Source organism: Streptomyces rishiriensis (assembly GCF_030815485.1).
Taxonomy (GTDB): domain Bacteria; phylum Actinomycetota; class Actinomycetes; order Streptomycetales; family Streptomycetaceae; genus Streptomyces; species Streptomyces rishiriensis_A.
This window is the reverse complement of sequence record NZ_JAUSWV010000002.1, coordinates 3,480,952-3,496,149: the sequence shown is the minus strand read 5'-3', so window position 1 is coordinate 3,496,149 and position 15,198 is coordinate 3,480,952. Positions and strand designations below refer to the sequence as shown.

The 15,198-nt window shown below is 73.7% G+C and carries 10 protein-coding genes; 5 read left to right on the top strand and 5 right to left on the bottom strand.

The genetic code is table 11. From position 1 onward, the window contains the following. Positions 1-152: 152 nt before the first annotated feature. Positions 153-911: a TIGR03089 family protein gene (locus QF030_RS17950; protein WP_307163683.1), complete on the bottom strand. Its 759-nt coding sequence runs from the start codon at positions 909-911 to the stop codon at positions 153-155. Between the two features lie 139 nt (positions 912-1,050). Between QF030_RS17950 and QF030_RS17945 the strand changes: the two genes are divergently transcribed. Beyond that, entirely contained in the window at positions 1,051-2,757 is a 1,707-nt protein-coding gene (locus QF030_RS17945) for an N-acetylmuramoyl-L-alanine amidase (RefSeq protein WP_307163682.1), read from the top strand. Positions 2,758-2,987: 230 nt separating this feature from the next. Further along, positions 2,988-4,070, top strand: a complete 1,083-nt coding sequence (locus QF030_RS17940) for an NDP-sugar synthase (RefSeq protein WP_307163681.1) — start codon at positions 2,988-2,990, stop codon at positions 4,068-4,070. A 91-nt stretch (positions 4,071-4,161) separates the two neighbouring features. On the opposite strand, the gene QF030_RS17935 is transcribed toward QF030_RS17940, so the two are convergent. From QF030_RS17935 to QF030_RS17920, 4 genes are all read right to left on the bottom strand, one after another. Next, complete coding sequence (locus tag QF030_RS17935; protein WP_373428776.1) at positions 4,162-5,199, bottom strand: DNA-3-methyladenine glycosylase family protein; 1,038 nt, start codon at positions 5,197-5,199, stop codon at positions 4,162-4,164. Between the two features lie 437 nt (positions 5,200-5,636). Further along, the gene (locus QF030_RS17930; protein ID WP_307163679.1) at positions 5,637-6,986 is read right to left on the bottom strand and encodes a coenzyme F420-0:L-glutamate ligase; all 1,350 of its coding nucleotides are present in this window, start codon (positions 6,984-6,986) and stop codon (positions 5,637-5,639) included. Further along, a complete protein-coding gene (cofD, locus tag QF030_RS17925; RefSeq protein ID WP_307163678.1) occupies positions 6,983-7,942 on the bottom strand; it encodes a 2-phospho-L-lactate transferase in 960 nt (319 codons plus the stop codon). The genes QF030_RS17930 and cofD overlap by 4 nt, the downstream gene beginning before the upstream one ends. Positions 7,943-8,157: 215 nt before the next feature. Further along, positions 8,158-8,703, bottom strand: a complete 546-nt coding sequence (locus QF030_RS17920; protein WP_307163677.1) for a cysteine dioxygenase — start codon at positions 8,701-8,703, stop codon at positions 8,158-8,160. Between the two features lie 733 nt (positions 8,704-9,436). Here QF030_RS17920 and QF030_RS17915 point away from each other — a divergent pair. From QF030_RS17915 to QF030_RS17905, 3 genes are all read left to right on the top strand, one after another. Beyond that, positions 9,437-9,706 (top strand): WhiB family transcriptional regulator, encoded by a 270-nt coding sequence (locus tag QF030_RS17915; RefSeq protein ID WP_020128551.1) that lies wholly within the window; start codon positions 9,437-9,439, stop codon positions 9,704-9,706. Between the two features lie 207 nt (positions 9,707-9,913). Continuing rightward, positions 9,914-13,636, top strand: coding sequence for a glycosyltransferase family 2 protein (locus tag QF030_RS17910; RefSeq protein WP_307163676.1), 3,723 nt, complete (start codon positions 9,914-9,916; stop codon positions 13,634-13,636). Beyond that, complete coding sequence (locus tag QF030_RS17905) at positions 13,633-15,192, top strand: DUF5719 family protein (protein ID WP_307163675.1); 1,560 nt, start codon at positions 13,633-13,635, stop codon at positions 15,190-15,192. Before QF030_RS17910 ends, QF030_RS17905 begins: the two co-directional genes overlap by 4 nt. The last annotated feature ends 6 nt before the right edge of the window (positions 15,193-15,198 follow it).

Below are 15,198 nucleotides of genomic sequence, written 5' to 3'. Positions count from 1 at the left end.
CGGACCGTACGGTCACCGCCTCGGCCGGTGCCGTCACCCCCGTCCTGGCCGCCCCGGCGCCGACGCGGCACCCCGCCGGGCCCTTGCGGTCGCGCGCGCCGGCCGCCGCGCGCCCCGTGCTCCGGGCAGGCGGCGCTGCTTCGCGGAACGGCCTAGCGCGCGGTCGTCGTCACCCGCTCGCTCTCGACCCGCTTGGCCACGGCCTTCTCGCCGGCCTCCGCCAGGTTCCGGCACAGCACCACGGAACCCCCGCTCGCCAGCGGCGCGTACAGCCCGGCGCTGAGCCCCTCCCACGTGTCGTACCCCAGCCCCGACAGCAGCCGGGAACCGGGCCCCGTCAGCCCCAGCACGGACGCCTCCGCCCGCGCCCGCTCCACGACCTCGGCCCCGGTGTACTCCGCCCCGGCCACGACCAGCGCGGGTTCCTCCGGGTCGACGGGGACGTAGGGCACGAAGCGGTCCCCGAAGGTCGGGACGTTCACGGCGTAGTCGTCGTACCCCTCCGGCGGGCCGGGCACGAACCGTCGCCCGAGCGGCGCCAGCGACAGCGCGTACCGCTCGCCCCGGCACGCCAGCCCCGCTTCGAACGACCCGGGCCCAGCGACGACGAAGTCGGCCCGCGCCGGATCCCCGGCCACGTCCGCGACGACGCCCACCGACGAACACGCGAGCAGCCACACCGCCGTCTGCCAGTGCGCGGGAAGCAGCAGCGCGACCCGGTCGCCGGGCTCGGCGGACAGCCCGTCCTGGAGGAGGTTGGCGGTTTTGGCCACCCAGTTGGCGAAGGTGGCCACGGACAATTCGACCCGCTCGCCCGTGGCGTCGTCGTAGAAGGTCACCAAGGGGCGGGCGGGGTCCGCGGCCAGCGCGGAACGCAGCAGGTCGGCCGGGGTGCGATCGGTGGCAGTCACCCGCGCAAGCGTACGCGCCGCCCTCGGCGCCGTACCGGTTGCCGGGCCCTCCCGAAGCCACCGGTTCGGCCGAACGCGCCCGACGGCCCGTCAATTCCCCGATGGACAGAAATGTATGGGTATGTCCAGGATCGTTGGCATGCGCGGATTGCTTGCTACCTCGATCGGTGTCACCTGCGCGGCGGCACTCGCCCTCCCGCTGACGCCGCCCGCCAACGCGGCGACGGCGCGACCGGCGTCGGCCGCGAAGTCGGCGCCCACCGGGACGGCCAGGGCCACGAGCCCCGACACCCCCGTCACCTCGTCCCTCCTCTCCGACCGACCGGCTCACCCCACCCTTCCCGAAGCGCCGGACCAGCCCGACCGGCCGAAGCTGCCGGACCTGCCCGCTCTTCCCGACCTGCCGGGCAGCACCCAGTCGCTGCCCCTCACCGCTCTCACCCGCGACCGGGCCCCGGGCGGCCCGAGTACCGACCAGGGCCTGCCCCGCCGGGACGTACGCCACTTCTCGCTCCTCGGCGTCGTCTGGGACGACCCGGCCGCCGAACTGCACGGCCGCGTCCAGGTCCGCACCCGTACGTCCGACACCGGCGCCTGGTCCGGCTGGCAGGACGTCGAGACCCACAACACCGACCACGGCGCCGATCCCGGCACGCCCGAGAGCGCCTCGGGCCGGGTCCGCGGCGCCACGGCCCCCCTGTGGGTCGGTGACTCCGACGGCGTCGAGATCCGGGTCCATCCGGACACCGAACGCCGAACGGAGGAGACGGCCCGGGACCCCGGCACCCTCTCCACCGCCGCCCTGCTCCCCTCCGGCCTGCGCCTTGAGCTGGTCGACCCGGGCTCCACGCCCCCCGAGCACGTCCCCGCGGGCCCTCCGCGCAGCCGGACACCGGCCACCCGGTCCGGCCCGGCGGGTGCCCCGCGAGCACTGGACCCGCCGGACACGACGACCGGTAGTACGGCCGACACGGGCCGGGCGACCGAGGACGCCGAGGCCGGCGAGGAGGCCGACGGAACCGGGCCGGACGAGAGAGCCGAAGGGAACGAGGCGGCCGAAGGGGCCGAGCCCGCCGGGCTGCCCGCCATGACCGCCGAGGCGGCCGCGGCCTCCGAGGCCAACGCCCCCCTCGCCCCGCTCGGCGCCACGGAGATCCCCGCCCTGGACCGCCTGGGCACCGAACGCGAACTCCTGGCCCTGCGCGGGGCCGAGTTGACGCCGGCCCAGCGGGCGAAGCCGTACATCGGCCCGCGGCCGAGCATCGTCACGCGTCGCGGCTGGGGCGCCGACGAGAAGCTGCGGGAGAGCGGCTTCCGCTACACGACGAAGGTCAAGGCCGCGTTCGTGCACCACACGGCCTCGGGCAACACCTACAAGTGCTCACAGGCCCCGTCCGTCATCCGTGGTATCTACCGCTACCACGTGAGGAGCATGGGCTGGCGCGACATCGGCTACAACTTCCTCGTCGACAAGTGCGGGAAGATCTACGAGGGTCGCGCCGGGGGAGTGGCGAAGCCGGTCCTCGGCGCCCACACCCTGGGTTTCAACACCAACAGCATGGGGATCGCCGTCCTCGGCACGTTCACCTCCGCCAAGCCGACCACCGCCACGGTCAACGCCGTCGCACGCCTCACGGCATGGAAACTCGGCCTCTTCGGGGCGAATCCGAAAGGGAAGACATACCTGAAGTCCGGCGGTGGCAATCTCTACGGAAAGGGAAAGAACGTACGGCTGAATGTGATCTCGGGTCACCGGGACGGGTTCGCCACGGAATGCCCGGGCAGGCAGCTCTACGGCAAGCTCGGCTCGGCCCGCTCCACCGCGGCGCGCTACCAGGGGCGCTGAGGCGGCGATCCGGTGCGGGAGTCCGGGGCCAGGGGAGGCCCCGGAGGCCGCACGGCCCCCGGACGGGCGGAGCGCACATCCAGACGGGGGCTCATTCAGCAGCCGTCGGGGGGACGGTCCCCCCGGACCGGGACGGAACACCTACGGCCTGGAAGTCGCCACTCAACGTCTGCATACACTGGCCGGTCGAATGACGGTTCGACCGGTCCCGGCAGGAAGCAGAGACGACGGTGACAGAAGCGATCCTCCTGGTCGGCGGCAAGGGCACCCGGCTGCGCCCCCTCACGGTGCACACGCCCAAGCCCATGGTCAGGGCGGCGGGGGTGCCGTTCCTCACGCACCAACTGGCGCGGGCGAGAGCGGCGGGCGTGGACCACATCGTCCTGGCGACGAGCTACCTGGCCGAGGTCTTCGAACCGTACTTCGGCGACGGCTCGGCACTGGGCCTGCACATCGAGTACGTGACCGAGGACGAGCCCCTCGGCACCGGCGGCGCGATCCGCAACGTGGCCTCCCGTCTGCACTCGGGACCCGACGACCCGGTCCTCGTCTTCAACGGCGACATCCTCACCGGCCTGGACATCGGACGGCTGGTGGCCACCCACGAGGCCACGGCGGCGGACGTCTCCCTGCACCTGACGAGGGTGACGGACCCGAGGGCCTACGGCCTGGTCCCCACCGACGGCACGGGCAAGGTCCTCGCGTTCCTGGAGAAGCCGCAGACCCCCGAGGAGATCGTCACCGACCAGATCAACGCGGGGGCGTACGTCTTCCGCCGCTCGGTCATCGACACGATCCCGCAGGGCCGCCCGGTGTCGGTGGAGCGCGAGACGTTCCCCGGCCTCCTCTCGGCCGGAGCCCATCTCCAGGGCATGGTCGACTCGACGTACTGGCTGGACCTGGGCACCCCGGCGGCCTTCGTCCGGGGCTCGGCGGACCTGGTCCTCGGCCGGGCCCCGTCCCCCGCGGTTCCCGGCCGGTGCGGCGACCGTCTGGTCCTCCCGACGGCCAGGGTCGCCCCCGACGCGAAACTGACGGGCGGCACGGTGGTGGGCGAGGGCGCGTTCGTGGCGGAGGGCGCGAGGGTCTTCGGCTCGACGATCCTCCCCGGCGCCGTCATCGAACCCGGCGCCGTCATCACCGACTCCCTCATCGGCGCCCGGGCCCGGGTGGGCGAACGCTCCGTGCTCACGGGCACGGTCATCGGCGACGGCGCGATCGTCGGCCCCGACAACGAACTCCGTGACGGCGTGCGGGTGTGGTGCGACGCGAGAATCCCGGCAGGCGCGGTCCGCTTCTCGTCGGACCAGTAGCTTCCGGCCCGTCCGAGCGCGCCCTCCGGGCGAGGGGAACAGGTGGGGGCGGCGGGGGTGAGATCCTCCGCCGCAGCTCTCGCGGAGCCCCTCACAGACTCCCGATGTCCCACCGGGGCATCTTCGGCACCCGCCGCGCCGGCACCCGCCCGCTCAACAGGATCAGCCGAGCCGCCCGATGCCGCTGCCCCGCGTACGGCTCCAGCAACTCCAGCATCACGGCGTCGTCGGCTTCCCGGTCCCCGGCCAGCGCCCACCCCACGATCCCCGGCAGATGCAGATCGCCCACGGTCACCGCGTCCGCCGCCCCATGACTGCGCTGGACGGTCTCCGCGGACGTCCACGGCCCGATGCCCGGCACGACCTCCAGCCGCGCCTGAGCGTCGGCGGGAGCCATCCCCGCCGCCTCCTCCATCCGCCCGGCGAGACGAACGGCCCGCAGAATCGTCGACGCCCGCTTGTCGTCCACGCCTGCCCGGTGCCACTCCCAGGACGGGATCAACGCCCACGTCCGGGGCGTCGGCATCACCCAGAGCCGCCCGCCCGCCGCGGGCCCCGGCGCGGGCTCCCCGAACTTGCGCACCAGCAGGCGCCACGCCCGGTACGCCTCGTCGGTGGTGACCTTCTGCTCCAGCACGGAGGGGATCAACGACTCCAGCACCAGCCCGGTCCGCGTCAGCCTGAGCCCCGGCCGCCGATGCCGGGCGGCCGCCACCACGCGATGGCGGGGCACGAAGGCCTCCGGCGCGTCCGAGGCCCCGAGCAGCTCCGGCAGCCGGTCCAGCAACCACTCCGCGCCCGGCCCCCACGCCTCCCCGCACACCGCACCGCCCACCGCGGCGACGCGCAGCGTCCCCGGCCCGGCGGGAGTCAGCGTGGCCCGCCACACGGACCCGTCCGGCGTCGCGCGGAAGGTCGGATCGCCCGGCCCACGTCTGAGGGGTCCGAGGACCAGTCCGAGATCGAGCGGCCCCTCCGGCGTCCAGTTCCGTACCCGCCCGGCCGCCGAGGCCTGCCGCGGCACCCCGGCAGGCACGCCGACATGTCCACCGCGCACGGGCATGGGTGCGGCTCCCACGCCCTCGCCGCTGTGGGGAAGGGTGGGCCGGGGAGAGAACCGTCCTGACACGAAGAAATCCTGGAGAGAGAAGAAAGAGGTGCTACGAGAGTAGGCGCACCGCCCCACCGACCACCCCACGACGTCGAAACCTCCGGCCCGGTCACCGTCCGGCCCGGTCACCGTCGGGCACGGCTCACGGCTCCCGGCCGCGGCGCGGGTCACGGCCCCGCACAGGTCACCATCTGGCTTGGGTCACCGTCCGCCGCGGATCACGACCCGGCACGGGTCCCGGAGCGACGCAGGTCACCGTCCACCGACCCGCACCGCCGGGCCACCGTCACCGCACGCTGCCACGGCACGGGTCATGGCCCGGCACACGTCACCGTCCGCCGCGGATCACGACCCGGCACGGGTCCCGGAGCGACGCAGGTCACCGTCCACCGACCCGCACCGCCGGGCCACCCGCCCCGCACAGCACCGCCCCGCCGCACACCGCACCGCGCGCCTCATCGCACCTCGACGAAGTCCCGCACCTCCCGCTCGCCGCGGGCCCGGGGTTCCTCCGCCGCGTGTCCGACCGCCACCGCTCCCATCGGGTCCCAGCCCTGCGGCAGCTCCAGCACCTGCCGGACCACATCCCGGCAGAACATCGTCGACGACACCCACGCGGATCCGAGCCGCTCCCCGGCCAGCGCGACCAGGAAGTTCTGTACGCCGGCGCCGGCCGCGACCACGAACATCTCCCGTTCGGCCGCGTCCCGCCGGGCGTCGCCGTAGGTGTGCGACCCGTCCATGACCAGACAGGGCACCACCAGATAGGGCGCGCCGCGCAGGACGTCGCCCCGCCGCACCCGTTTGGCGATGGACTCCTCGGACTTCCCGTCCCGCCGCAGATCCGCGATCCACGCGTCCCGCATGGCGTCCAGCAGCCGCACCCTCGACTCCGCCGACTCCAGCAGCACGAACCGCCACGGCGTCGTGTGATGCGGCGCCGGCGCCGTGACGGCAGCGGCCACCGCCCGCCGTACGGCCCCGGGATCGACCGGCTCGTCGGTGAAGGACCGCACCGTCCGCCGCTGGGTGACCGCCAGCCGCACCGCCTCGGACGTCCCGAGCCGGAACATGTCGTCGCGCGCACCGCGCACCATGACCCGCGCCCCGGCGAGCCCGCCTTCGGAGACCTCACCACCCTCGGCGTTCTCGGCGCTCTCGGCCACGACGACGTGCGCCAGCCCTCGCACCACGGCGACCGGCAGCCCGGCGGCCTTCCCCTTCACGAGGTCCCCGGCGCCGGCCAGCTCGTCCGCCGTGGCGACGACCGTCGCGCTCAGCGGATTGCCGTGCGCGTCGGTGCCCCCGCGCAGGTCGTCCAGCACCCGCACCCCGGCGGCGCCGATCGCCACGTCGGTGAGCCCGGCGCGCCAGGGCCGTCCGGAGGTGTCGGTGACGACGACCCCGACGTGCACACCGAGCGCGTCCCGCAGCCCCGCGCGGATCGCCCGCGCCGACGCGTCCGGGTCCTCGGGCAGCAACAGCACCGTCCCCGCGGGGGTGTTGGAGGCGTCCACGCCGGCGGCGGCCATGATCAGACCCTGCCGGTTCTCGACGATCCGCAGGGTCCCGCGGCGGGCCACGACCCGTACGGTCTCGGCGTCGATCGCGGCCTCCCGGTCGTCCGCCCGGACGATCCGCCCCTCCGCCTTGGACACGATCTTCGAGGTGACGAGCAGGACGTCACCGTCCACCAGGCCGGGCTCGGCGGCCGCGATCAGTTTCGCGAGGTCGTCCCCGGGCCGCACCTCGGGCAGCCCGCTCACGGCCCAGACCCGGTAACCGGTATCGAAGGAGCCGCTCACGCCCCGCGCACCTCCTCGGCCAGTGCCAGCGCCTCCCGGGCCATCCGCGCGGTCGCGTCGAGGTCGCTCATCATCAGCGGGACGGCCCGGCAGCGGATCCCGGCCGCCTCCACCCGTTCCACCGTGCCCGCGTCCACGGTGTCCACGAGCCAGCCGTCGAGGAGACCCGAGCCGTAGTGCTCGGCCACCGCCGCGGCCGTCGACTCCACGCCGACCGCCGCGAGCACCTTGTCGGCCATGCCGCGCACGGGCGCGTCCCCGACGATGGGGGACAGGCCCACCACCGGTACACCGGCCTCGGCGATCGCCTCGCGGATGCCCGGCACGGCGAGGATCGTGCCGATCGAGACGACCGGGTTGGACGGCGGGAAGAGGATCACGTCCGCCGCCGCGACGGCCTCCAGCACCCCCGGCGCCGGCTTCGCCTGCTCGGCGCCGACCGGCACGACCGCCTCCGCGGGCACCGACGCCCGCAGCCGCACCCAGTACTCCTGGAAGTGCACCGCCTTGCGCTCGCCGTCCACCTCGACTGCGACATGGGTCTCCACCCGGTCGTCGGTCATCGGGATGAGCCGCACGCCCGGCTGCCACCTGTCGCACAGCGCCTCGGTCACCGCGCTGAGCGGGTACCCGGCGCCGATCATCTGCGTCCGCACGATGTGCGTGGCGAAGTCCCGGTCGCCCAGACCGAACCACCCGGGCCCGGCGCCGTACGCGGCGAGCTCCTCCTTCAGATGGAAGGTCTCGTCGGCCCGCCCCCAGCCCTGCTCCTCGTTGATGCCGCCGCCGAGCGTGTACATCACCGTGTCGAGATCGGGGCAGACCTTCAGCCCGAAGAGGTGGATGTCGTCGCCGGTGTTGCCGATGACCGTGATGTCCGCGTCCGGCACGGCCTGCTTCAGACCGCGCAGGAACCGGGCACCGCCGATGCCGCCTGCCAGAACCACAATGCGCATGAGGGCAAGTCTCGCAGGCGGCCGGGCCGACCCGTCGGCCGGTTGTGGACAACCGGCCGCTTGTGGATGTCCGGCCGTCCGTGATGGTCCGGCGCTTGTGGACATCCGGCCGTCGTGGTGGTCCCGCGCCTCTGGACATCCGGCCGTCGCGGTGGTCCGGCGCCGGTGGAGGTCCGGTCCCGCCCACCCCTACGGGCGACGGCGACCGGCCGCGTTCACGAGCTGACGGTGTCGGCGTGTCCGTACGGGGCGAACGCGGCGCAGGCGCCGGGGTTCCTTCCGGCCGTGCGGAGCCGGGACCCGGAGTGCATGGGCATGTCCGTCAGTCCCGGGAAGTACACGTGCAGGCTCACCGCGGGCTCCAGCGCGTCGTTGACGACCTCGTGCGCGTACCCCGGCGCGAACACCCTCTGCACACCCGACCCCAGCACCCGCTCGCCTCGCTCGGTGTGCTCGGTCAGCTCGCCGTCCAGGACGGTGAGGACCCCGCAGGAGCCGCCGTGGTCATGCGGTCCGCTGCCCTGGCCGGGCACCCAGGACAGCAGCCACACCTCGTAGCCGGGACCGGTGCGCAGCCGGTGGTACCAGCGGGTCGTCGCGTCGTACCGGACCAGGTGCTCCCACTGGGCGCGGTCCGCGGCGATCGAACGGGCCAGGCCGACGAATTCCGCAACGGTGGCAGGGTGCTCGCGCGGTGCCTGGAGAAGGTGCGGGACTTCGAGGATGTCGCCCGCGATCTGGAGGTCGCTGTCGCTGTTCATGGGGTGGGGTGGTTCCTCGGCGGAGAGGCGGAAGAGTGGGGGGCCTGCTGGGTGTCGCGTACCGTCCGCCCGGATCACGGGTGGAGCAGGAGCGCCCTGGTGTGGGCCGGAGGGAAACAGCAGCCGAGTCGCGGTGGACTCAGGAGGAGCAGCCGGAGCGCGTTGGGCTCAACAGCTGGAACAGGGACGACAGCCGAAGCGAGAGCGGGCAGCACCGTGGGACCCGGCGGAGCCGGTCGAGGTGAGTGCCAAGTTCGCGAGCATGCCCACAAGGACAGCGGTTCACACCTTCACTGTCAACTCGACGCCCGGTATGTGGGACAGGGTTCACCTCATCCGGTCCATCTCGGAGGCGAAAGGTTTGTGCACCTGCCCTTCGGGACACATGGCGCACAAGCCGGGCGCGCAAGCCTCGAGGCGATCCCGTGATCCGACTGTGATCATGTTCGCTTCCGCGTGCGTGCCGCAACGGGATCGCACCTTTGGGCGTCCTTCCCCGTGCAAGCACTGTGCGGGGCCGGTGGCCCTCCGGGGCTCCATCTGCTTGTCAAGGTTTATGGCGATTTGAACACTTAACGCATGGCCTTGGTTCCGCAGAGTGAATAAGGGGCCCAATAGCAGATCTCGGCTTGACTCGCCCGGAGCAGCACACTTGTAATTTCACTCGTGTCGTTCAGCCGAAATCGGTAACGGCCAGGTCACGGGGACGCGAAAGACAGAGCGAGGGGCGCACATGACCGAGCTGGTGCAGCAACTGCTGGTCGACGTCGACGACGCGGACGAGGAACTCGGCTGGCAGGAGCGCGCGCTGTGCGCCCAGACCGATCCCGAGTCCTTCTTCCCCGAGAAGGGCGGCTCCACCCGCGAGGCGAAGAAGGTCTGCCTCGCCTGCGAGGTCCGTTCCGAATGCCTTGAGTACGCCCTCGCCAACGACGAGAGATTCGGCATCTGGGGCGGCCTGTCCGAGCGGGAGCGCCGCCGGCTGAAGAAGGCGGCGGTCTGAGAACCGCACGGATCGACAGCACAAGGGCGTCGCGGCATCGCGGTACGCGCAGACAACGGTCCGAACGGCCCGTCGCACGTGGGTTGTCCACAGGCGGCGGGCCGTCGTCCTGCCCAGCCGATAGTGTGGGCGCTCGTCCGAGACACCCCGCCGCCCCACACGGCGCAGGCGTCCACCGCAGTCCACCGAACCGGGGCCCGTACCTCGATGTCCGTGCACAGCCACACGGCAGCCCATCAAGACCGCGCTGCCACACCTGAGTTCCCGCGTCATGTAGTGACCGCGGTGATCGTCGCGCACGACGGCGCCCGCTGGCTGCCCGACGCGCTCGCCGGGCTGCTCGGTCAGGAGCGCCCCGTCCAGTCCGTCATGGCCGCCGACACCGGCAGCTCGGACGACTCCGCCCGCCTGGTCACCGAGGCCCTCGGTGACGACCGCGTCCTGCACCTCGCCCGGCGCACCGGGTTCGGCCAGGCCGTGGAGGAGGCCAACCGGACGGCTCCGGTCCTCACCCCCGAGGACCTGCCGTACCTGAAGCGCCCCAGCGGCTGGGACCCCGTCACGCGCACATGGCGCGACGACACCTACGACCTGCCGGAGCTCCCGCACGGAGAGCCCGTCCAGTGGCTGTGGCTGCTGCACGACGACTGCGCCCCGGAACCGGACGCACTGGCCGAACTGCTGCGCGTGGTCGACAACGAGCTCGAACTGGGCCGGGACGACGTGGCCGTCGTCGGCCCCAAGCTCCGCGGCTGGTACGACCGCCGCCAGCTCCTCGAGGTCGGCGTCACCATCGCCCACTCCGGCCGCCGCTGGACGGGCCTGGACCGCCGCGAACAGGACCAGGGGCAGCACGACCACGTCCGGTCCGTGCTGTCGGTGTCCACCGCCGGCATGCTGATCCGCCGCGACGTCTTCGAACAGCTCGGCGGCTTCGACCGCCGCCTGCCCCTGATGCGCGACGACGTCGATCTGTGCTGGCGCGCGCAGGCCGCCGGCCACCGCGTCCTCATCGCGCCGGAGGCCGTCGTACGGCATGCCGAGGCCGCCTCCCGCGAGCGCCGCACCGTCGACTGCGCGGGCCGCACCAGCGCCTCCCCGCACAAGGTCGACAAGGCCGGCGCCGTCTACACCCTCCTCGTCAACAGCCGCACCGCCCTACTGCCGTGGATCCTCGTGCGCCTGATCCTCGGCACACTGCTGCGGACCGTCGCCTACCTCGTCGGCAAGGTCCCCGGACAGGCCGTCGACGAGCTCCGCGGTCTGCTGGGCACCCTGCTGCGGCCCGAGCGGATCATCGCCGGGCGACGCAGGCGCGGGAAGCCGGCCGTCGACAAGGACGAACTGCGCCCCCTGTTCCCGCCCCCCGGCGCGACCGTACGGGCCACCGTCGAACAGGCCGCCGGCGACTTCTTCGGCTCCTCCGACCCCGAGGCCACCTCCGGCGCGGGGCGGCACGGCGGCGCCGTCGAGTCCGGACCCGGGGGCGACGACGCCGACTTCCTGGAGATCGAGCAGTTCGCCCGCCTCAAGCGCATCGCGCGCAAGCCGGGCCCGGTGCTCTTCCTGGTCCTGCTGCTCGTCTCCCTGGTCGCCTGCCGCAACCTCCTCGGCGGCGGCGCGCTCGCGGGCGGCGCCCTGCTGCCCGCCCCGGCCGACGCCTCGGAGCTGTGGTCGCGCTACCTCGACGCCTGGCATCCGATCGGCGCGGGCGGCACCCCGTCCGCCCCGCCCTATCTCGCGATCATCGCGACGCTGGCCACCCTGCTGTTCGGCTCGACCGGGCTCGCCCTCACCGTGCTGCTGGTCTGCTCGGTTCCGCTGGCCGGCTTCACCGCCTACTTCGCATCCCGGCCGCTCGTCGAGTCACGCCTCCTGCGCGCCTGGGCGGCCGTCGTCTACGCCTTCCTGCCCGCCGCCACCGGCGCCCTCGCCGGCGGCCGGGTCGGCACCGCCGTCCTCGCCGTCCTGCTGCCGCTGATCGCCCGCGCGGGCGTCGCCGCGAGCGGCCTGGCGCACGCGTCCGGCGCCCGCGGCAGCTGGCGCGCCACCTGGGCGTACGCGCTCCTGCTGACGATCGCCACCGCGTTCACGCCGATCGTCTGGCCCATCGCGCTCGTCCTCGGCGTCGCGGTCCTGGCCGTGCGCCGCCGCGAGCTCACCGCCTACGGCCCGCGCTTCCTGGCCCAGCTGGGCACGCCCCTGTTGATCCTCGCGCCCTGGTCGCTGTCCCTGCTGCCGTTCGGCTTCTTCACCCAGGCCGGCCTCGACTACGGCCCGTCGACCGCGACCGCGCTCGACCTGCTCGGCGCCAGCCCCGGCGGCCCCGGCACCGTCGACGGCCTGATGCTCATCGGCATCGTGCTGGCCGCACTGGCCGCGCTGCTGCGTTCGGACCGCCACTTCGGCGTCTGGGCGGCCTGGGCGGTCGCCCTCCTGGGCCTCGTCTTCGGGATCCTGTCCAACGGTTCCACCTGGGCCGGCCCCGCCACCCTCGTCTACGGCATCGCCCTCCTCGCCGCCGCCGCCCTCGGCGCCGACGGGGCACGCACGCGTGTCGCCGAGCAGAGCTTCGGCTGGCGCCAGCCGGTGGCCGCTCTGATCGCCTTCGCCTCGGCCGCCGGCCCGCTGCTCGTCGCCGCCGGCTGGATGATCGGCGGCGCCGACGGCCCCCTGGAGCGCCGCGATCCCGTGCAGGTGCCCGCGTTCGTGGCCGAGGAGGCCGGCAACCGCGACCAGGCCCGCACCCTCGTCCTCGACAGCGACTCCGCCGCCCGCGTCGCCTACATGCTGGTCCGCGGCTCCGGCGCCCGCCTCGGCGACGCCGAACTCGCCGCGGCCGACGGCGAGAACGAGCAGCTGGACAAGGTCGTCGCCAATCTCGTCGCCGGCTCCGGCGCCGACCAGGCCGACCAGCTGGGCAGGTTCGCCGTGGGCTACGTCCTCGTCCACAAGGGCGCGCCCCGCGACGTCACCCGCGTCCTGGACGCCACACCCGGCCTGAAGCGGCTCAGCCAGCAGGACGGCAGCGGCCTGTGGCGGGTCGACCAGGAGGTCTCCCGCGCGGCCGTCGTCGCCGACTCCGGCAAGGGCACGGCCACCCCGGTCGCCGCGGGCCCCGTCGACATCCACACCACCGTCCCCGCCGGCTCCGGCAGCCGCGTCCTGCGCCTGGCCGACACCGCCGCCGAAGGCTGGACGGCCACCCTCGACGGCAGGCCCCTGACCCCCACCACCGTCGACGGCTGGGCCCAGGGCTTCGAACTTCCCGCGTCCGGCGGGAAGCTGGACGTCACCTACGACGACCCGTTCACCCACACCGCCTGGCTGTGGGCGCAGGGCTTCCTCGTCCTCGTCCTCGTCGTCCTCGCCCTCCCCGGCCGCCGCCGCGACGTCGACGACGACCTCCCCGAGGAGGAACCGGTCCCGGCCCAGGCGGCCGACGGCGAGGGCCGCCGCGCCCGCCGTCTGCGCGCCCAGGCCGAGGCAGAGTCCGAAGAGGGCGGCCAGGGCGAGGAGTTCCCGCCGCCTCCGCAGGAGGGGCCCCCGGTCGCGGTTCCCCAGCAGCAGTCGTACGACATGGGAGTCCCCCCGGACGGGCAGGGCGGGGACTGGGCCGGCGACCGGACGAGCTACCCGGGCGCCGAGTACGGCGGCTACGCGGGCGAGCAGTACCAGGGCGCCCAGCAGTACCCGTCCGGCGGCTACGACCAGCAGGCCTACGACCCCTACCAGGCCGGCCAGTACGACCCGTACGCCTACGACGGCCAGGCCCAGCAGGCGCCGTACGACCAGACCTACCAGCAGCAGGGCTACGACCCGTCGGCCTACGGCCAGGGCGGCTACGACCCCGCCTACGACCCGGACCCGCACCCCCACGGCACCGGCAACGGCACCGGCAACGAGCGCCCCGACGGGAGCCAGCAGTGAACCGCACCACCCTGTCCCTGATCGCCGGCACGGCCGCGCTCGCCGCGGTCACCGGCTTCGCCACGCTCAACCAGCCGGACGCGGCCGGGCCGGACACCACCGAGGCGGCCGCCGAACTGCCCGTGGAGCGCACGAGTCTGCTCTGCCCCTCGCCCAGCACCTCCGACCTCGCCGACACCTTGTACACGTCCTTCACGCCCGTCACCAAGGGCACGGACGGCGACGGCACCGCCGTACTCACCGCGGCCACCGAGGAGTCGGCGGCCACGACGGACGACCAGCCCACGGACAAGGCGAGCGGCAAGACGAGCGACAAGACGAGCGACAAGGCGAGCGACAAGGCCGACGACAAGAAGAAGGCGACGAAGCCCGTCGTCACGCCCAAGGCGCCCGGCACCCCGGCCGTCGGCACGACCTCCGGCGGCGAGACGCCCGCGCTGCTGGGCGCCGCCGAGGGGAAGTTCGCCCCCGGCTGGACCGTCCAGGAGACCACCGAGGTCACCGCGGGCAGCGGGCGCGGCCTCCAGGGCGTCACCTGCACCGCACCGGACACGGAGTTCTGGTTCCCGGGCGTCAGCACCGTCGCCGACCGCACGGACTACGTCCACCTCACGAACCCGGACGACGCCGCCGCCGTCGCCGACATCGAGCTCTACGGCAAGGACGGCGCCCTGACGACCACGGTCGGGGACGGCATCACGATCCCGGCGCACTCCAGCGAGCCGATCCTGCTGTCCACGCTCACCGGCGAGAAGCAGGAGGACCTCACCGTCCACGTCAACGTCCGCAGCGGACGTGTGGCGGCCGCCGTGCAGGCCCTGGACGAGAAGCTCGGCGGGGACTGGCTCGCCGCCTCCACCGATCCGGCGGGCACCCAGGTCGTCCCGGGCATCCCCAAGGACGCCACGGCGGTCCGCCTCATCGCCTACGCGCCGGGCGACGCGGACGCCGACCTGAAAGTCCAACTGGCCTCCCCCTCGGGCCTGATCAGCCCCGCCGGCCACGAGACACTGCACATCAAGGCGGGCATGACGGCGTCGGTCGACCTGGGCGACGTCACGCGCGGGGAGGCCGGTTCGCTGGTCCTGACCCCGACGGGCCAGTCGGTGCCCGTCGTCGCCGCCGTACGGGTCCTGCGCGGCAAGGGCGAGCGGCAGGAGTCGGCGTTCGTCACCGCCACCGCTCCGGTCGGCACGCGCGCGTCCGCCGCCGGCAACAGCGCCAAGGGCGCCACCCTCGCCCTGACCGCCCCCGAGGGCGCCGCGAAGGTCAAGGTCACCGCGTCCGCCGGCAGCGGCGGCGGCACGGCCGTGTCCAAGACGTACACGGTCGCGTCCGGCACCACCCAGGAGGTCGAACTCCCCGTCCCCGCAGGCCTGAAGGGCACCTACGCGCTGACCGTGGAACCCCTCACGGACACCCCGGTGTACGCCTCCCGCACCCTGACGGCCACACAGGAGGGCGTCCCGGGCTTCACGATCCAGACCCTGCCGGACGACCGGGGGACGGTGGCCGTCCCCGAGGCCGACGAGGACGTCGCGGTGCTGCAGAAGTAGCCCGAA

What these genes read in the sequence shown, in the direction of transcription:
- QF030_RS17910 (WP_307163676.1), top strand. Translation starts at nt 9,914, where the DNA reads ATGTCCGTGCACAGCCACACGGCAGCCCATCAAGACCGCGCTGCCACA.
- cofD (WP_307163678.1), bottom strand. Translation starts at nt 7,942, where the DNA reads ATGCGCATTGTGGTTCTGGCAGGCGGCATCGGCGGTGCCCGGTTCCTG.
- QF030_RS17915 (WP_020128551.1), top strand. Translation starts at nt 9,437, where the DNA reads ATGACCGAGCTGGTGCAGCAACTGCTGGTCGACGTCGACGACGCGGAC.
- QF030_RS17945 (WP_307163682.1), top strand. Translation starts at nt 1,051, where the DNA reads ATGCGCGGATTGCTTGCTACCTCGATCGGTGTCACCTGCGCGGCGGCA.
- QF030_RS17920 (WP_307163677.1), bottom strand. Translation starts at nt 8,703, where the DNA reads ATGAACAGCGACAGCGACCTCCAGATCGCGGGCGACATCCTCGAAGTC.